The organism is Acinetobacter sp. FDAARGOS_724, assembly GCF_013364475.1.
Taxonomy (GTDB): domain Bacteria; phylum Pseudomonadota; class Gammaproteobacteria; order Pseudomonadales; family Moraxellaceae; genus Acinetobacter; species Acinetobacter variabilis.
On sequence record NZ_CP054908.1, the window covers coordinates 375826 to 395316 of the forward strand.

Genomic DNA, 19491 nt, shown 5'->3' on the forward strand with positions numbered 1-19491 from the left:
TTTATTTTTCAGCCTTAACTCCTTGCTTGCCTTGTTTAAACTTATTCTATCTAGCTAAAATCTACTTTAAAATTAAAACAAGTCAGCCAGTAAAAATGCGGTATTACCAAGCAGATAGCCCACCCCTAGCAAAGTGCTGATCCAGAGAATTCCCCCAGTTACATTATAAAAACTGAAAGTCGCAAAGCTCATATGGCCAGAACCTGCCGCAAAAGGACCGAAGGAACGTACAAAGGGAATAAAACGCGCAATTAAGATCGTCTTGCCACCATGTTTCATAAAATAATGATTGGTTTTGACCATATATTCGGGTTTGAAAAATCGTGAATGCTCATTGAAATACTTTAATCCGAGTACTCTACCCGAATAATAATTCACGGTATAACCCAGAATCGAAGCAATCAGTAGTAATAAACCCATGGAGTGCAAGGTAATCAGGTCAGAGCTGGAACACAACGCACCGACAGCAATCAACAAACTGTCACCTGGCAAAAAGAAGAAAAACGGCGAACCTGTTTCCGCAAAAATCACCAGGAACAAAATTGCATAGATCCATACCCCATACTGCTCCAGTAATAAGGGTAAAGACTGTTCAAGATGAAGTAAAAAATCGAGCATTCGACCTGTCCACTGGGGCTAAAATCGCGAGTTGAGCCACGTATTATCCCGAAAAATAAAAAAACAGTCTAATTTTTCAATTAGATTGTCTGGTAATTGTGTAGCTAATTTATTTCAAAAAGCCATTTTCGGCTAAGAAGTCCATGCTGATTTTAGACTGTTCTGTAGGTTCTGCGGCCTTGTCACCAAGCAATAAACGCTCGATATAACGCGCCAGTATATCCACTTCCAGATTGACTCTAGTGCCTAGCTTCCAGGTACTAATATTGGTACGTTCGGCTGTATGCGGGATCAGATTCAGACTAAGGATATTTCCACGTAAGTGATTGATGGTTAGGCTGATGCCATCTACTGTTATAGAGCCCTTTTCTGCCAGATATTTGGCAATTTCTTTTGGTGCAGTCACTTCAAAGTAGATGGAACGAGCATCGGAACGTACCACCTTAATTTCACCCACAGCATCGACATGACCAGAAACAATATGTCCACCAAAGCGTGTAGTTGGCAGCATCGCCTTTTCGACATTTACAGGTTGGCCGACTTTCCAGTTAGCCAGTGTAGTCCGGTCCAGACTTTCACGTGATACGTCTGCAGCATACCAGTTCTCACCCCAGTCAATTACGGTCAGACAGATGCCATTGGTGGCAATCGAATCACCTAGATGTACATCGGACATATCCAGGTCCGTCTGGATGCGTAAACGCACATCACCACCAACGCCTTGCAGGCTCTCGACCTTGCCCAGACTTTCAATAATACCTGTAAACATCTTTATTTCCTTTTTCTCTGCGCTTACCACAAGGCCAATTGGGTACTCACCCCGGTCGTATCCACACCGCCCAGCTCGGCATAATGATGCAACTGGCTCAGTAACTGACGAATTGGTGGACCTGACTTGGCATGCGTGTCGGTAATTACAATAAATTCTAGTACGCGTGCACGTTCAGACTGGCGCTGTTTGCTGACACGATAACGTGGCACATCCTGAGTGAGCAAGGTTACACGGCCGCGTTTCAGGTTGGCCTGCAACAAATCTGTGGCACTGATATTACCATCGGTCGAATAACTGGTCAGGATAAAACGCGCATTAATGGTCGCTAACAAAGTTTCATAGGCTTCTTTGGCATGCTTGGATGAGTTGTACTGACTTGGACGTTCTTTACGCCATGCACGGTCAATTCCGCTCTTGAAGCCTTTAGTGTCTGGCGTAGGCAGATCCACCTGATCCCAGAGTGTTAAAGCATTCAGTACATGGTAGTTACTGCTATAGGCGTGCTGGTTATAGGGTGGATCAAGATAAGCTACATCGACTTCAAAACCACTCATCTGATTGGCTAAGTGTTGGGCATCCACACACCACATTTCTGCGGCAGGTCCTTGATGCTTGGCATCTTCACAAAAACGGCTTGGCGTTAACCAAAGTAGTGATTCAATACGTTCTAGTGCAGTTTGAGTCTTACCGCCCCAACCATGATGGAAACTTTTAAATACACCTGAAGTATTGCTGACAAAACTGGCTGAATAAAGTAATGGTGCCAGCAAGGCACTCATTTCCACGTCATCAATCGCACCTTGCGCTTGCCAAGTGGCAATCTGCTGACGGATCGCATCGATACGCATGCCGTTACGGCGTTTGAAGAATAAACGGTCACGGGTCGGATCATAGATTTCGTCATTGCGTGGACACAGATTATGCGTCACCCAGCCTTTGACTTCAGGCAGACGGTTCAGATAATCAATTGCTTTCTGATAGCCACCCAGTTCTTTAAATGCAGGTGCATCAGTACAAGCCAGAACTGCATGATTCAGCGCATGGCTATACGGTTCCCAGTCATTGGCAATCACACGATAGCCATTTTGACGTGCTAAACGCGACACCACACCAGAACCAGCAAAGAAATCGGCAAAAATAGGCGCACGACCATCTTCACGTTTTAAGGTTCCCGTGCTCTCAAGTGCTTCCAGAATTAAATGTAGTAAACGGCGCTTGTTCCCCAAATAAGGAACCAACTGATGGAAAAGATATTCATCGGTAGTACGTGCCGCATGGCGGCGTTTGTGATAAACCGTAGACTCTGAATTCATAGTGTCTCTTGAGAAGGAATTAACCTGAAGCGCACGTCATCACCCACGCGAGTGACATCCTGTAGCTTGAATCGAAGTTGTTCTGCCATTCGGCTAAATTCTGCATTCAACATACTACGCGCAGTTTGCCCCAATAAGGTCGGTGCAACATAACTGATGAGTTCATCCACCAGTCCTGCCTGTAAAAATGCGGTAGATAAGGTTGCGCCTGACTCAACCAGCACATCATAAATCTGATGCAGCTGAACCAGTTGCTGTAATAATTCTTTTAAAGGCTGAATTTCGAGTTGGATCACACCCAACTCAGCCAGCTCCTGACGATAAGGCCCCATCACCATTACCGTTTCTGGATTTTCTAAAATTTTGGCAGTCAGTGGCAAACGCCCCTGACGATCCAGAATAATCCGTTTTGGCTGAACGATTGTGCTGATGTCATCAACTTCTTTCAGACTACGAACATTGAGCTGGCAGTCATCTGCTAATACCGTATCAATCCCGGTAATTACTGCACCGGAAATCGCACGCCAATGTTGTACATCCTGTCGAGCCTCTACACCAGTAATCCATTTTGATTCACCCGATGCCATTGCCGTACGGCCATCCAGACTGGATGCAATTTTTAGACGCACATAAGGCATACCGGTTGCCATGGCTTTCAGGAAGCCATCATTTAGTAGATGCGCTTCATCTTCACAGATGCCAACTTCCACTTCGATACCGGCCTCTTTCAGGATCTGCACACCTTTTCCAGCGACCAGTGGATTCGGATCAGGACAAGCCACAATCACTTTGGCTAAGCCTGCTTCAACCAGACCTTTGGCACACGGCGGTGTACGGCCATAATGTGCGCACGGCTCCAGAGTGACATAAGCCGTTGCTCCACGTGCCTGTTCACCCGCCTGACGCATGGCAAAAACTTCCGCATGAGGTTGACCTGCTTTAGGGTGAAAACCTTCACCTACGATTATGCCATCTTTGACAATGACACAGCCGACATTCGGGTTGGGTTTAGTGGAGTACTGTCCCTGACGTGCCAGTTCGATGGCACGGCGCATCCAGATTTGATCTTGAGTGAGTTCAGTCATGCTTATTCTTGAAACTCACCGCGTTGCTGCATTTGTTCAATCTGACGACGAAAGGCTTCGACATCCTGGAAGTCCTGATAGACTGAAGCAAAACGGACATAAGCGACATGATCAAGTGCAAATAGAGATTGCATGACAATTTCACCAATCGTGCGTGATTTCACATCACGTTCACCCAAACGGCGAATCTGTAATTGAATATCACTGAGCACCGTTTCAATCTGTTCTTGCGTCACAGGACGTTTCTGCAAGGCATGCATCAGTGAACGGCGTAATTTGGCTTCATCAAAGGGTTCATTCTTGCCATCAGATTTAATGACACGCGGCATCACCACTTCATAACTTTCAAAGGTGGTAAAGCGTTCATTACAACTGACGCATTCACGACGGCGGCGAATCTGGCAACCTTCAGCGGCCAGGCGTGAATCAATCACTTTACTGTCTGGTGTATTGCAAAATGGGCAATGCATAGCGGTTTAATTGAACAAATCCTGATGATTTCCGAGTGTAGCAAAAATTCCAAACTTTGTAGAGTTTTACGCAACATATAGAAAAAAAACAGCCCATATGGGCTGTTTTACACAATATATTGATTATTGTTTTAGCAGATTATTCTACGCGTTCGCCATGTTGACTCAAGTCCAGACCCATACGTTCATCATCAGAAGAAACACGGATACCGATGATCAGATCGATCACCTTAAGAATCACAAAAGTTAATACTGCAGAGTAAGCGATGGTTGCAAGTACACCTTCAACTTGAACCCAAAGTTGGCTCATTACATTTGCTGGAGCAGCATCACCCATGATGAATTCGCTTGCAAAGAATGCTGTCAGAATCGCACCAACGATACCACCGACGCCATGCAGACCAAAGGCATCTAGAGAATCGTCGGCTTTCAGTACACGTTTCAAGGCAGTAATACCCCAGAAACATACCACACCACCGATCAGACCCATTGCCAGTGCACCACCGACAGTAACGAAACCAGCTGCTGGAGTAATCACCACCAGACCTGCTACCGCACCAGAAGCACCGCCTAATACAGAGGCTTTACCACGTACTACTTTTTCAGTAATTAACCAAGAGATTGCTGCTGCCGCTGCTGCAACTTGAGTTACGATCAGCGCATAGCCTGCAGAACCATTTGCACCCAATGCTGAACCACCGTTGAAGCCGAACCAGCCTACCCAAAGTAAGCTTGCACCGACGACGGTTAAAGTCAGATTATGTGGCGCCATTGATTCACGGCCAAGGCCCATACGTTTACCTAGCATGTAGGCTGCAACCAGACCCGCTACACCTGAGTTGATGTGAACGACTGTACCACCAGCAAAGTCAAGCGCACCGTCGTTGCCTAACCAGCCGCCACCCCATACCCAGTGAGTAATTGGTGCATAAACTAGAATTACCCAGAGTGCAATGAATGCCACGAAAGCACCAAACTTCATACGTTCCGCAATTGAACCGCTGATGATGGCAACCGTAATAATGGCAAACGTCATTTGGAAGATCACGAACAGGATTTCAGGAATTGTGCCGGATAGCGCATCGGTGGTTATTCCAGCCAGCATGAGCTTGTCCAGACTGCCGATAAAGGCATTTCCTTCACCAAAGGCCAAGGTATAGCCAATCACGACCCAAGCAATACTGACTACGGCTGCAGCAACAAAGCTGTGTGCCATTGTTGCCAGCACATTTTTCTTACGGACCATACCGCCATAGAACAGGGCTAAACCTGGAATGGTCATCAGTAATACAAGGGCTGTTGAAGTGAGAATCCAGGCTGTATCGCCAGTATCGAGAGTAGCTTCTTCTTCTGCAGGCGCTGCTGGTTCAGCTGGCGCCACTTCAGCAATCTCTGCTGTAGTTGTGTCTGTTGTTGTAAGTGAAGTATCACCAGTCTCTGCAACAAGTGCGACTTCTTCAGTAGGTGTTGGTGCTGTTACGGCCTCTTCAGCCCACGCAACAGAACCCCCTAAAAGAGCGCTGGACAAGCCGAACGCCATTAGCATTTTTTTCATTCGTATCCCCCAACCATGTTTTTTGTGAGTTATTAGGTACTCAGCAAACTTCGTGCCAAATTAAACAGCGTCTGCACCTGTTTCACCGGTACGAATACGGATGACTTGTTCTAAGTTAGTTACGAAAATTTTTCCGTCACCGATTTTTCCAGTGCTTGCAACACGAGTAATTGATTCAATTACCGAATCAACCATTTCGTCGCTGATTGCGATTTCAATTTTGACTTTCGGTAGGAAATCTACAACGTATTCAGCACCACGATAAAGTTCAGTATGGCCTTTTTGACGACCAAAGCCTTTGACTTCAGTCACAGTGATGCCTTGAACACCAATTTCAGATAATGCTTCACGCACATCATCCAATTTGAAAGGTTTTACAATTGCAGTTACGAGCTTCATGTTTGTTTTCCTTCGGCTTATTTCACCAGTAAGGTTTTATGTTCAAATTTCATGCCAAGATTCCTAAGGTCGGGGGAAATTAGAAAGCCCGGCACGATGTTTCTTGCTCCTTTATTTTATACTTATAACGTATTGGAATCTGCACAAATCGGATATTTTTTATGTGGATTTTTACAATATTACTAATCGAAGCAGCCTATATTTTATCTGAAATACTGTCAGTCACTCTTGCAGCAATGCTACACTGTCCGCGCATTTATATGGCGATGGATCGGATTATGATTGAAACCCTGTTACAAGCAATTTTGCAGCAAGTTGAACAGCCTAAAAAGGATCTGGAACACAATCTGCGTGCCCTGCTCAATGAAGCCGTTAGCAAGATGGATTTAGTGTCTAAAGAAGAGCTTGAACGCCAACGCACTGCCCTAAATAATGCCAATCAGCGTTTAAATGATTTACTAAAACAAGTCGAAGAGCTAGAAGAAAAAATCTCGATTAAAAAATAAGCACAACTACAGTGCACAAAAGACACGAGAACAATAAAAATAATGCACTATATTGGAACAACAATATGTCTTTTGCCAAAATTTATACGCGAGGCCTGTTAGGCCTGCATGCACCTTTAATTGAAGTCGAAGTCCATGTCAGTTCTGGCATGCCTTCCCTCACCATTGTGGGGCTTCCTGAAGCCGCAGTCAGAGAAAGTAAGGATCGGGTTCGCTCTGCCATTCTGAATAGTGGCTTTCAGTTTCCGACTAAACGCCTGACGATTAATCTGGCACCTGCCGATCTACCTAAAAATGGCTCACGTTTAGACTTGCCGATTGCGCTAGGAATTTTGGTTGCTTCAGGACAGCTTCCAGAAAATTGTACTGATAATCTTGAGTTTATTGGTGAACTGGCCTTAGATGGTCAATTGCGGCCTGTAACAGGCATCTTGAGCATTGCAATCGCCTGCCAGCAGGAACAGCACCAGCTGATCTTGCCTAGTCCGAATGCTCAGGAAGCCTCTCAGCTCCCGGATTTTCAGGTATTTGCTGCCAATCATTTACAGGAAGTCTGTGCACATCTGGCTCAAGCAGAAACCTTGACCCCGTTTAAGACCAGTCCATTAGATCAGCACTCTTTTTATAAATTTGATCTAGCGGATGTGAAAGGACAATTGCGACCACGACGTGCCTTGGAAATTGCAGCTGCTGGCGGCCATTCCCTGCTGTTCCGCGGTCCACCTGGTACAGGTAAAACCTTGTTAGCATCGCGCCTCGCCAGTATTTTACCGCCCTTAAATACTCAGGAAAATCTGGAAGTTGCCAGTATCTATTCAATTGCCAATGCCAATCATCCCTTTGGTCAGCGGCCATTTCGGGCACCGCATCATACTGCCTCTGCCATTGCACTGGTCGGCGGTGGCTGTCATTTACAAAAATAAAAGCTAGTTTTACAACAATAAATGCTAGTAAAGTTATTAATGGAAAAATTCTAACCTACTAATTAGTTCTTTTTAAAAATATGAACTCAAATTTTCTCCTTAATAGTTTTCCTAATGATGATGTAATACGTGTCTTAACCTTATATGGTGGAATTGAGAATAATTTTTCAGGAAATTCAAGTAGCCCTTTAATTTATGTTTTGCTTTGGGAAGTTGATATTAATAAGAAGTCCCTTATTGAAGATAACTTTATTATTTCTACAATTTGTTTAAATCAATTGTATAAAGCCAAGATAGGTTCCATTTGGAAAGGTCAAAAATATATTTCTCAAAATTTTAACTTTTCAAATACAATATGTTCTTTAAAATTAAACTTTCTATTTAAATTTAATAAGCCAAAAGTTGAAAATTTAGAAACTTTGATAAAATTTGACTTAATTAATATTAATTTCTTTGAAAAACTCGTAGCAAAAAAAATTCTTAATAAAGATTCTGAACTATTTCATATATTTTTAAAAAGCTATTATTGTGATTTAATTACAGTCACAGGTAAGAGAGTATTCATCTCATGCATGGTTCTTCTACAGGCTTTTTTCACAAAAAATAGTTTTATTAAGAATGATATTCTTATTCATAGCCGTGAAAAAATAATTAATAAATATTTTTATCTAAATTTTGACTGTTCATATAATTACATTTATGTGATCAGAGACTCTTATAAAAAATTAGGAAATCAATCGATAAATTTCTTAAAATCAATTACATATAATCCAAAAGTCCAAGAAGTTATTTCTGTATTACAAATGTCATTAGAAGACACTATCTTCTCACCACACAATAAATACTCAAAAATCCGCCATCCTATTATCACACCTCCTTATATAAATGATCTAGGTTTAACTATTAAAGGAATTTGGATTAAGAAAAATGAAATTTTCTTAATTACCAAAATTGAGTCCTTTAATAGTATTGATAATTTCTTATAAACTAGAATTATAAAAAACATCATATATAAAAAATTATATATGATTTGAAATTATTTCACTTGAAAAGTAGTAACCATCATCATAAATTTCACTAGGTATTAATTTTCTAAAATACATATCTCGCCAAATAATATCTATTATATACTCTGGCTCTTGCCCATATTCTATATGTTCATTTGGATTTGTCATAACCACTTGACCAACAGCATTAATTGGGACTTTAAAAGTATTATGGAAATATTGATGCGCATCTATAAATATTTGTCTTTCTCTATTAAATTCACTTAACATTATATCCTTATCATATTCAGCATTATAATCGATATATATGTCATAATAATCATCTTTTATACCTAAATGAGTATGTAAATATTGTGCATATTCATCTGTTAACTTTACTGCGGAGTTTTCTTTAGACAAACAAACATTCCAAACTTCTATATATGACTCATCATATTTTCCTGACTCCGCTCCTAAAATTGCCAAATTATAAGCTCCCGCTTCACACGCATTAGCATGGCAACTAATTTTATTTTTATTTTCATAATGATAAAAATCTTTTATATCATAAAATTCACGTAAGTATGACTTCACCAATTTCAAATCGTTCTTCACTACCACAATATTTTCAAAATGCAGTACAGCTGTTTTTGACCAGTTAAAACTTCCCGTTATTACAGTTTCATTATCAATTATGCAAAATTTATTATGCATATATTTATTAAATCTAGGTTTTACAGGAAAAATCTTTACTTCTTCATCTGGGATTTTTAAATATTTTCTATTTATAAAGTCATTATAATAGATGATTTCAATTTTTACCCCTTTTCTTGAAAGCCTATTTAAAATTGGGGTATATAACTTCCAGCTAATCCAAGCAACACATATTAATATTGACTCTTTTGCATTATTTAATTCCCTAATTAAATGCTGATCAATCTCTTCAAAATAGGCTTTGATTTCAACTTTGTTTCTTTGATACATGAGCTACTTCTACGTTAATAATGCCATTTTCCAATTAATATTTTTACCAATTTAAAAGATTAACTCTTTGATTTATATCAATTTTATATTAATAAAATTATTGACAGATACAGTGTATAATTAAGTTTTCTTACAATCAATACACCACCCCCACTATAAAAAATTTATTAATATAAATCAGTAGATTATTTGAATATACACTATATTATCAAGCATCAAAAATACTAAAATTTCTCTTTATTGTTCATTCTATATACTAATTATTAAATCATAACTCTTAATCACTATCTAACAATCGACAATAATTGAAAATACTTAAACATGACTTTAAGTAGAAGATTTACTCATGAATAGCTCAGCTAGCCCTAAATTGAGGTATTATTTGATAGATTACGCCTAAAATTTGTTCCCAGTACACTAGGCTTGGATAGCGAACTCTCAACTGCCCTTAATGAGTGCGTTTACAAGCAAAGTCTTACGTTTATTTTTAGCACCTAAAATTCCATGCGAGAATTGAAAAATGTCTAATGATGATGATACTTCCAGCAAGCTATCCAGCATGTTTCCTTTCACAGAAGAAGAATTGCTAAAAAACCTAGATCAATATGATCCAATATTAGAACTTATTCCGACCCATACTGATCGTGAATTAGGCGAAAGCTCATAAGCTCTGAGCCCTTTGTACTGTTATAAACATTATAAATAAATCACTTTCTATCATAGGGATAAACTCATTCCCTATTAATAGACTTGATGAAAATATTTTATTAATTTAAGCTGCTCTAATTATTCTATTTTTCCTTAAATTTCATGGAGTTTAATTTTGTATAATGGGTGATCTTACATATCGATTTACAGCCCTGGAAAGCTATGAGACGGACTTCGTAGAGATCCCCTCAGATCAATACCTACAAGAAGTTCTGTGTCAGATGATCCAGGAATATAGTAGTAATCACTCGCCTATTAATATTGACTTTAGAAAGCTTATACATTGGTTACGAGCAGGTGACCAGTTGACTCATCATATTCATCCTTACCCAGCCAAATTATTACCGCATATTGCCTATTTTTTTCTAAAAGCTCATAGCAATCTACTGGATAAAACTGTTTTGGATCCGTTTTGTGGTTCTGGCACTGTGGCATTAGAAGCTTCTATCCACGGTTTTAAGCCACTTGTTGCTGATGCCAATCCTTTTGCTTTATTACTCACAAAAGTAAAAACTACACCATATAATGTTGATAAATTGATAGAAGTTAAAAATCACATATTAAAAAAAGCAAAAAGATACAAGACGGCTCCCTCTATTGATGTAGTAAATCCTGATCTATGGTACCTACCAGAACATAAAAAAAAGTTAGAAATTTTGCTAAGAGCAATTGAAGAATTAACAGCAGATTCTGAGCAGGCATTTTTTAAGATATGTATATCTTCACTAACAAAAAAGATTAGCTTTGCTGATCCTGCAATTAGTGTTCCTGTGCGCTTAAGAACTAAAGAAAAATTTTCCTCAGCTGTTAATCAGCGAATACAAAAAAGGTTAGACTGGATAAAAGAAGCTGATGTCTTTCAAGAGTTCAACAATATTGTAAACATCAATATCGAACGTATCAAAGAGACAAATAATAAATATCCAAACCGACTTTCAGCTAAAAAAGTTGGTGTGGATGCTCGATCATTATTTTCAGATTATGATCAACTTATAGCAATGCCAGATAACTCAATTCCATTAGTAATCACCTCGCCCCCATATGGGAGTGCTCAAAAGTATATACGGTCTACTAGTTTATCTTTAAATTGGTTAAAACTTGCCTCTCCATCACAACTTCGTACTCTAGAAGAGAAGTCGATAGGTCGAGAACATTTAATAAGAGCTCCATTTCAATACGATGAAGGTGATCTACCTTTAGAGTATGTCGATCTCATTAAAAAAATTGCTCAAAAAAATGAAACAAGAGCAAGAATCACCCAAAAATATCTAATTGAAATGGCACAAGTAGTTAAAGAACTTGCTCGATTGACTTCCCCTAAAGGACGAATTATTTTCGTTTTAGGCAATAATCAAGTCTGTGGAGAAACTTTAAGAAATGATAAATTTATTATTGAGTGTTTTCAGAAGTATCACTTAAAACTTAAGTTAGTTTTGATTGATGATATTAAATCGAGAGGTTTAATGACAAAACGTAATAGAACAGCATCTGTGATTTCACGTGAAACAGTTTTGGTTTTTGAGAAGTAACATTACATGTCTACCCATCCACATCCAGAAGATGATATTGAAAAATACTTTGATAAGTTACAAATATTGAATCAAAGTGTTTGGGACAGTGTCTGTAATAAACCCCAAATAAATAAATGGCTTGAACAATTTAAAGGCAATGTTGTATCAGCCGAAGAAGAAAAAAAATATATGATTTATGCCTTATCTAAATTCATGTATTTTAGTCAAAGAATGGTTAGAGAGATGCTCATATCTCTTTATAGAGATTTTATTAGAGCTCCAATTATTCAAGATATTAGAAGAAATAATGGAAATACAACGAATATAGAAGAGCTTTCCAAATTGTATTCCGAAGACTTGAATACCACCAGATTTATTGGTGTGGGTAATCCAGCAGAAAGTGGTGCTCATCTACTCTACATTTTTAGACAAGTAAATAATTTAGAAAAAAAATTATTTTGTGACTTACATGGAGCATTTGATATTGTCGCTGATCCAGATGGTGGAACACCACATTGGGTAGCACGTACTTCAAATATAAAAAGATATATTTTTTTTGATGACTTTGTGGGAGGTGGGACACAGGCTAGCAGATACTTAGAGAAACCTATTGCAAGTATCAGAAGTAATAATCCCGATATTGAGTTGATATTTATATCTTTATTTTCAACTAGTAATGGTTTATCAAAATTAAATGAAGTACAACTATTTAATGGCAAAGCTTCTTGTTTATTTGAATTAGATGATACTTTTAAAAGTTGTTCCCCTGGTTCCCGTTATTTCGAAAAACATCCTTCATGGTTTTCTATCGAAACATTCAGAAGGATTGCCGAGTATTACGGTACTTTCTTATATGAACAGCCATTAGGGCATGGTGATTGTGAGTTATTATTAGGTTTTTCTCATAATACTCCCAATAACACTCTTCCAATTTTTTGGAAAAATGGCTCGATTAATGAATCTTTAATGAAGTGGTACCCTATTTTTGAAAGATTTGACAAAAACTATGGTCTATGGAGAGCTAAATAAAAATGGAAAATTCCAATCCCTTCTCCTTTTCAAAGGCTTCTGATTATACAGATGAAGAAATTAATACCTTTTGGGTAGATATTGATGATGATTTTGTAAGAAAAATAATTGATCCAACTTCAAAAAAGTCTTCTTTCATTCTCGGAGGTAAAGGAACGGGGAAAACTCATTTGCTCCGCCATTTCTCTTATGCCTCAACCAAACTGCGTCATCCCAATCTATCAGGATTAGAGATCATCCGAAATGATGGATTTGTAGGAGTGTTTTTACGAGCAAATGCATTAGATGCTTCTCGTTTTGATACAAGTAATGAGAATGAAAAAGGAAAATGGCAAATATTATTTGCGATCTTTCTTGAGCTTAAACTTACTGAAAACCTTTTAGACACATTAATTGATATTGAAAAAACTTCTACAGATTATAAATTTAATACTAAAGGACTGCTTGAGATTTTATCTTCTGAAATATCTCAAGAGACCTATTTTGCACAAATTAAAAGTCTTGAAGAGTTAAAAATATGGTTAAAAAAAGCATCTAAGAAAATAAATACTGCTATTAATAATTATGCTTTCACTAGTACATTAGACCTAATACCTCCATTTACTCCTGGCAGCTTATCTCTAAAATTTAAAAAAGCACTTGATGAATGGCATCCAGTTTTTAAAGATATATCATTAGTATATCTTATTGATGAAATTGAAAACTTTTACTCTATTGAACACCAAGAAGTCATTCAATCCTTTATAAGATATGGCGAGGGAATGACCACTTTTAGAATTAGTGGCCGTTTATATGCAATCAAGACCTATTCAACAATTGGTGGTGGAGAAGAAAATAGAGAGGATGTTGAATTCAAGAAAATTAATCTTGATGAAAAGCTTAAAGAACTTGGCGCCAAGTATAAGAATTTTGCAAATAATTTTATTAAGCAACGACTGTGTGTTAAAAAATTAATACCACTAAATAGATTAGAATCTTTTAATATAGAAGACTGTTTTGAAAGTATCAAATCTAGTAACTACTATAGTGAATTTATAGATTTTCTAGAACTAGACTCTAGCCAACCACAGGTTTTTGTTCAAAATTTTAGAAGTACGCTTCTTAAAGTTCCAAAATTAATTGCTACAGAGGAGATTGATCAAATAATTGATCTTTTAACCTCTAATTTCCCAATATTATTGCAAAAACATAATATATTGAGATTCTGCAAAGATTATAGCAATAAAGATAGTGTAATAGAGGTTGCAAAGAATATTAACCAAATTTGTGAGCTATATATAGAAAATCCTAAGGATGAAAAATGTAAAAGCTACGATGACTCTTATAGCCATTGGAGCTCAAATTTAATAGCTCAATTATGTAGAGAAAATAGAAAGCCTGTTATCTATTCTGGATTTGATACATTTGTAAAAATGTCATCAAATAATCCACGAAATTTATTAAGTATCCTTAGTAATGCCTATGATCTAGCGATATTTAATAATTTAGATTTTATTAATAAAGCCCCTCTGTCTATTGAAAACCAGACAAAATCAGTACTAAGTAATTCTAAGTTTATATTTGAACAAGACTCCAATTATGGTCGTCCATCAGATATAGCACAAATTGTTGTAGATAGATTAGCGTCCCTTCTAAGAACGGCTAGATTTGCTCTAAATATTCCTGAGGTTTCGCCATTAAGCGTTAGTTTTATTGATGATGATCTTTCCAAAAATGCAAAATTGGCTATTCAAAGTGCTTTAAATTATTCATTTATCTTTGAAACCAGTAGTGGTAGACCTGATAGAAATTCAGAACGGATCAATCGTAAAATATATCTAAACCCAATCCTCTCTCCTAAATGGGATTTACCTATTGGGCGTAGAGGTGACATTAGCCTTTCTGCTGAACTTGTAAATGCAATATTTGATATTGAAAAAGGTAATGAGTTTAAAGTGCTGTTAACGCGTCTTGATACGAAATGGAATAACCCTTTTACAAGAGATGAGCTCCTCCTAAAACAACCAGATCTTTTTAGCAATGATTGACTATTCTATTTTCTATTATCAGGCTTATAGTTCTCCTAACGATTTATCTGATTATGATATTTTTATATCTGCTTATAATTCTAGCGAACGTGTAAAGAGTGTTTTTAGTAATATTAATGCTTCAAAAAAATTATGGTTAATTCATCCTGAGTATTTGTTTAACGACTTAGAATTACCTAAGGATGGGATAATTGTAAAACCTGAAGAAAGATCGGAGAGTATCCAAGTCCGTACATTATTAAATAATATAAACAATATTACTGAAGTTAAACTTTGCATTGATATTACTGGCTTCATGAGACATGTCTTAATTTTTTTAGTGGCCAGTTTAAAAAAAATGGGGGTAAAAAAGTTTACAGCAATTTACTCTGAGCCCATGACTTATTCTAATGATGAGAACACGGAATTTAGTACTACAACCAGCCCAATAGTGCGTTCTATTCAAGGTATTTCTGCTGATATTGATCCTAGCTATCAAGACCATTTAATAATTAATGTAGGCTATGATCATAAAATCATATCTCAAGTTTCTACCTATAAAGACAGTGCTACTGTATATCCATTATTCTCTTTTCCCTCCTTAAGTGCTGATATGTATCAGCAAAGTGCTTTCAGAGCTTCATCCAGTGGGGATATAACAAAGAAAGACGACTGGTTTATAAACAGAAAATTTGCACCAGCAAATAATCCATTTGCTACAGCTCAAATAATCAGTGAATTAATACATAGTATAGATGCGGTCAACGATTCTAAAAATAATATATATTTAGCCCCTTTATCTACTAAAGCACAAACTTTAGGTTTTGCTATTTATTGGGCTCTAGAAGGAGAAGAAAGAGATATATCTATCTTATTACCAGAATGTTTGACTTATTCTAGAGAGACATCTCTAGGATTAAAAAGATTATGGTCCTATGAGGTCGAATTAACTCTGAGTTAGCAATTCAATATCAGCCTTTAAGTTAATATTTGTTTGATAATTAATCATTTTTTTGAAAAAGGCAATGAGTATTTTTAGGTAACCAATATTTTTTATTATTGTATGAAATATTGTAACCATCTTGAACTTCTTCAACCATTTCAGACTTTACCCTTAATGCCTGTTGATTGCTCATATCATGAAAAAACTGTAAGCCTGTTTTAACCCAAGTTAACATATCAATTCTTTGATTCGAGCAAATCATTTTTATCAAGTCGTTTTCTAACTTGTTCTTATTAGCCTTCTTAATAGAATTTGACTTCTTGATAGTGACATAATCTATATTCGTATTGTATTCGTCATTTAAAAAATTTATAAACCCATGTAAAGCAGCAGCTTGTCCTGGAAAAGCTACCAAATATTCTTTTACACTTTTCAAGTCTGGCAATAATTCTCCGCCCTGATCAGTCAATAACATAAGTGCAACCGCAGGCTTTATTGCAAGTCTTACTGATCGAGCAGAAGTAAGACCCTGTTTCATTTTATTATCTAATTTCTTCTTATAAGAATTTACAACCTTATACGCTATAGATAATTGTGACAAACTTTCAATAAGTAATCTTGTTTGATCCTGTTCGGAACATTCCCTTTTACTTGTAGACAAAATTTGTAAATCATAGGACTCATCAAGCCATCTTATGATTAATTCGAATTTTCTAAGTCCATGAGTCCTTAATTGGGATAATAATTCGTTAGCAGTAGGTATAGACTCCATCCATAACATTTTGGATTTAATAAAAAAATAAGTATGCTTATTGAGATATAGAGCTGCTTTATGAGTCCCAACTTCATTCATTAACCAAGATGTATATTTTTTATATTGTTGTTTCAAAAAAGGGGACTCAAAAATACTAAGATTCTGGTTATATTTTTGCCATAAATTTTTATACCAATAGCAATCTTCACATACATCTCCACATCCTGCGGCTATTAATTTATTACAGATTAGACATGGTTTATCTTTATAATTTTTACACCTCTTACACTTTTTTACTCCATTTTCATCAAGCTCTAGTAACCGATATTTATGACAAAAAGGACAGGTTTCATAATCTCGTGTAGCACATTTTGGACAAACTCTGTAAGCGTCCGCTGAGCCCCACTTTTTCTAACTCATTAATACCGCGATAGTGTCCACTAAAATTTAAGTGGACACCTATTTATGGATTTAAAGACAGTTATAGACACTGCACCAACGCTAAAAAAGCCCCGTCGAACCTTCACGGCTGAATTTAAACATCAACTTATTCAGCAATGCCAGCAGCCAGATACATCGGTGGCTAAGGTCGCAATGCAACATCAGATCAATGCCAATCTGTTGCATAAATGGATTCGTCAGTCCAGATCAATGGTTCCATCATTAACAATCTCATCCATTCCACAGACCGACTTCCTTCCCGTCATTCTTCACCCGACGCCAGTCAAACAAGAAGCACCTCCGCCACCTGTGCCAGAGAAGAAAGCTACCGCTCATATTAGGATTCCATTACATGATGAACAAGGTTCAGTAAGGGATCAGATGATCGAAATCGAATGGCCGGTGGGGTCTGCAACTGAATTACTGCTTTTACTTCAGGGCTTGATCAAATGATCCGTATCGATGAAATCTGGTTGTCTACCCAGCCCATGGACATGCGTGCGGGTATGGATACGGCCATGGCGCAGATTATGAAAGCCTTTGGCTCAATCAAACCGCATTGCGCCTACCTGTTCTGTAATAAACGTGGCCATCGTATGAAAGTGCTGGTACATGATGGACTAGGCATCTGGCTGTGTGCCAGGCGGCTGGAACAGGGAAAATTCCACTGGGCTAAAGTTCACCAGGGTGAAAACGTAGCTCTCAGTCCAGAACAGTTACAGGCACTAATTCAGGGTTTGCCCTGGCAGCGCATTGGACGACAGCAAGTGGTAACAATGCTCTAAACCAGGCTGCTACATTCTGCTATTCTCCAAACGTTCTATTTCCTCTGCGTCATGACCTCAGGCATACTGCAGTCATGAAAATGCTGCCTGATTTAAGCCAACTGACCCATGAACAACTGCTGGAATTTACCCGGCAGTTGGCGATGCAGCATCAGTCTCTGGCACAATCAAATCAAGAATTAGAAAAATCAAACCAGCAATTGGATGCCAAAGTTCAGCATCTTTCTATTCTCAATCAAAAATACGAGCATGAACTCGCACTATTTAAACAGCACAAATTCGCCCAAAAGAATGAACACTTAACGGCAAAACAAATCCATCTATGGGACGAAGCGGTCGAAGAAGATATCGCAGCCGTTGATCTGGAATTAGAACGATTAAATGCAGATAAAACCGATGCAGCGACACAGAAAGCCACAGTCAACAAACCTAAACGTCGACTGCTGCCAGATCATCTACACACCATCCGTATTGAGCATGAACCTGCATCAACCCAATGCAGTTGTGGCTGCCAGTTACGTCGTATCGGCGAAGATATCAGTGAAAAACTGCATTTCAGACCGGCACAGTTCTACAAGGAACAGCATGTCCGTGGCAAATGGGTCTGTGATCAGTGCGACACTCTGACTCAGCAAGCGATGCCCGCCTATGTGATTGATAAAGGCATTGCTTCACCTGAATTGCTCAGCCATGTGCTGGTATCGAAGTATGCCGATCATTTGCCGCTGTACCGTCAGCGCCTGATCTATCAGCGGGCTGGCATTGATCTGTCCAGATCCACTTTATCTGACTGGATTGGTCGCTGCGGTGTGGAACTGGAACCTCTGGCTAATGCCTTAAAACAGGTGGTGTTGCAACAGCGGGTGATCCATGCCGATGAAACGCCGGTCACCATCATGCGGATGGGTGAGAATGAGAAAAAACCGAAGAAAGGTTATGTCTGGGCCTATGCCACCACACAGTACAATCCAGTTCAAGCGGTGATCTATGACTTTCAGGATAGCCGTTCAGGTCAGCATGCTGAAGAGTTCCTGAATGGCTGGCAGGGCCATCTGGTCTGTGATGATTACAGTGGTTATAAAGCACGCTTTAAATCAGGCCAGGTCATTGAGGTGGGCTGCATGGCACATGCACGTCGTAAATTCCATGAACTGCATGTGACCGGGAAAAGTCAGATCGCTGAACAGGCATTAGTGCTGATTCAGAAACTGTATGCCATAGAAGCAGAACTCAGGAAAAAGACCGATGGTACAGCAGAACATCGCCGCGAATACCGGCAACAGCATAGCCAACCGGTGATGCAACAACTGTATGAATGGCTCAACCAACATTATCTGGCGGTGCCATCGAGTTCTCCAACTGCCAAGGCGATCAATTACAGCCTAAAACGTTGGCAGGCACTCTGCCACTATCTGGATGATGGCAATTTGCCTATAGATAATAACTGGATTGAAAATCAGATGCGCCCCTGGGCGTTGGGACGTAAGAACTGGCTGTTTGCTGGCTCGCTGCGCAGCGGCCAACGAGCTGCCAATATCATGACTTTAATCCAGTCAGCAAAGCTGAATGGACTGGATCCGTATGCCTATTTAAGTGATGTGCTGAAAAGGCTGCCGACGCATAAAGTCACCCAAATAGAAGAATTACTGCCACACCGCTGGAAATCCGACCAAAATTAAAAAATAGGCATGGGATTCAGCGGA

General features: G+C 38.5%; 19 protein-coding genes and 1 pseudogene. 11 read left to right on the plus strand and 9 right to left on the minus strand.

The features are described from left to right. Nucleotides 1-72: 72 nt before the first annotated feature. The 7 genes from FOC32_RS03145 to glnK form a co-directional block, all read right to left on the minus strand. Nucleotides 73-618: a VTT domain-containing protein gene (locus tag FOC32_RS03145; protein ID WP_005233462.1), complete on the minus strand. Its 546-nt coding sequence runs from the start codon at nt 616-618 to the stop codon at nt 73-75. A 109-nt stretch (nt 619-727) separates the two neighbouring features. Beyond that, a complete protein-coding gene (locus tag FOC32_RS03150; RefSeq protein WP_125279625.1) occupies nt 728-1387 on the minus strand; it encodes a riboflavin synthase in 660 nt (219 codons plus the stop codon). A gap of 23 nt (nt 1388-1410) precedes the next feature. Further along, the gene (locus FOC32_RS03155; protein WP_004787305.1) at nt 1411-2703 is read right to left on the minus strand and encodes a DNA adenine methylase; all 1293 of its coding nucleotides are present in this window, start codon (nt 2701-2703) and stop codon (nt 1411-1413) included. Beyond that, entirely contained in the window at nt 2700-3788 is a 1089-nt protein-coding gene (gene ribD / locus FOC32_RS03160; RefSeq protein WP_125279624.1) for a bifunctional diaminohydroxyphosphoribosylaminopyrimidine deaminase/5-amino-6-(5-phosphoribosylamino)uracil reductase RibD, read from the minus strand. The genes FOC32_RS03155 and ribD overlap by 4 nt, the downstream gene beginning before the upstream one ends. Nucleotides 3789-3790: 2 nt before the next feature. After that, nucleotides 3791-4258, minus strand: a complete 468-nt coding sequence (nrdR, locus tag FOC32_RS03165) for a transcriptional regulator NrdR (RefSeq protein WP_004787309.1) — start codon at nt 4256-4258, stop codon at nt 3791-3793. Nucleotides 4259-4397: 139 nt separating this feature from the next. After that, nucleotides 4398-5813, minus strand: a complete 1416-nt coding sequence (locus FOC32_RS03170; RefSeq protein WP_005233457.1) for an ammonium transporter — start codon at nt 5811-5813, stop codon at nt 4398-4400. Between the two features lie 60 nt (nt 5814-5873). Then, the gene (glnK, locus tag FOC32_RS03175) at nt 5874-6212 is read right to left on the minus strand and encodes a P-II family nitrogen regulator (protein ID WP_004650081.1); all 339 of its coding nucleotides are present in this window, start codon (nt 6210-6212) and stop codon (nt 5874-5876) included. Between the two features lie 278 nt (nt 6213-6490). Here glnK and FOC32_RS03180 point away from each other — a divergent pair, with 278 nt between their 5' ends. The 3 genes and pseudogenes from FOC32_RS03180 (at nt 6491) to FOC32_RS03190 (ending at nt 8627) form a co-directional block, all read left to right on the plus strand. Next, complete coding sequence (locus tag FOC32_RS03180) at nt 6491-6718, plus strand: accessory factor UbiK family protein (RefSeq protein WP_034169813.1); 228 nt, start codon at nt 6491-6493, stop codon at nt 6716-6718. Between the two features lie 65 nt (nt 6719-6783). After that, nucleotides 6784-7629, plus strand: a pseudogene (locus FOC32_RS03185) (YifB family Mg chelatase-like AAA ATPase); the annotation flags it as partial. A gap of 92 nt (nt 7630-7721) precedes the next feature. Further along, nucleotides 7722-8627 carry a hypothetical protein gene (locus FOC32_RS03190; RefSeq protein ID WP_175966321.1) on the plus strand — a complete coding sequence of 302 codons (906 nt, stop codon included), beginning with the start codon at nt 7722-7724 and terminating at the stop codon, nt 8625-8627. A gap of 33 nt (nt 8628-8660) precedes the next feature. Here the strand turns inward: FOC32_RS03190 and FOC32_RS03195 are convergent, their stop codons facing one another. Beyond that, a complete protein-coding gene (locus tag FOC32_RS03195) occupies nt 8661-9611 on the minus strand; it encodes a phospholipase D-like domain-containing protein (protein WP_125279813.1) in 951 nt (316 codons plus the stop codon). Between the two features lie 520 nt (nt 9612-10131). On the opposite strand from FOC32_RS03195, the gene FOC32_RS03200 reads away from it, so the two are divergent. From FOC32_RS03200 to FOC32_RS03220, 5 genes are all read left to right on the plus strand, one after another. Beyond that, complete coding sequence (locus tag FOC32_RS03200; protein ID WP_158651062.1) at nt 10132-10278, plus strand: hypothetical protein; 147 nt, start codon at nt 10132-10134, stop codon at nt 10276-10278. Between the two features lie 262 nt (nt 10279-10540). Beyond that, entirely contained in the window at nt 10541-11848 is a 1308-nt protein-coding gene (locus FOC32_RS03205) for a DNA adenine methylase (RefSeq protein ID WP_228301739.1), read from the plus strand. 6 nt (nt 11849-11854) lie between these two features. Beyond that, a complete protein-coding gene (locus tag FOC32_RS03210) occupies nt 11855-12859 on the plus strand; it encodes a hypothetical protein (protein ID WP_125279815.1) in 1005 nt (334 codons plus the stop codon). Between the two features lie 2 nt (nt 12860-12861). Then, nucleotides 12862-14886 (plus strand): hypothetical protein, encoded by a 2025-nt coding sequence (locus FOC32_RS03215; RefSeq protein ID WP_125279816.1) that lies wholly within the window; start codon nt 12862-12864, stop codon nt 14884-14886. Beyond that, nucleotides 14879-15826: a hypothetical protein gene (locus FOC32_RS03220; protein ID WP_125279817.1), complete on the plus strand. Its 948-nt coding sequence runs from the start codon at nt 14879-14881 to the stop codon at nt 15824-15826. Before FOC32_RS03215 ends, FOC32_RS03220 begins: the two co-directional genes overlap by 8 nt. Nucleotides 15827-15866: 40 nt before the next feature. On the opposite strand, the gene FOC32_RS03225 is transcribed toward FOC32_RS03220, so the two are convergent. After that, on the minus strand, nt 15867-16697 hold the full coding sequence (locus tag FOC32_RS03225) for a hypothetical protein (RefSeq protein ID WP_175966323.1): 831 nt from the start codon (nt 16695-16697) through the stop codon (nt 15867-15869). Between the two features lie 330 nt (nt 16698-17027). Here FOC32_RS03225 and tnpA point away from each other — a divergent pair, with 330 nt between their 5' ends. The 3 genes from tnpA (at nt 17028) to tnpC (ending at nt 19467) form a co-directional block, all read left to right on the plus strand. Then, nucleotides 17028-17456, plus strand: coding sequence for an IS66-like element accessory protein TnpA (gene tnpA / locus FOC32_RS03230; RefSeq protein WP_175965975.1), 429 nt, complete (start codon nt 17028-17030; stop codon nt 17454-17456). Further along, nucleotides 17453-17788, plus strand: coding sequence for an IS66 family insertion sequence element accessory protein TnpB (gene tnpB / locus FOC32_RS03235; RefSeq protein WP_004783682.1), 336 nt, complete (start codon nt 17453-17455; stop codon nt 17786-17788). Before tnpA ends, tnpB begins: the two co-directional genes overlap by 4 nt. 74 nt (nt 17789-17862) lie before the next feature. Then, nucleotides 17863-19467, plus strand: a complete 1605-nt coding sequence (tnpC, locus tag FOC32_RS03240; protein WP_175965973.1) for an IS66 family transposase — start codon at nt 17863-17865, stop codon at nt 19465-19467. The last annotated feature ends 24 nt before the right edge of the window (nt 19468-19491 follow it).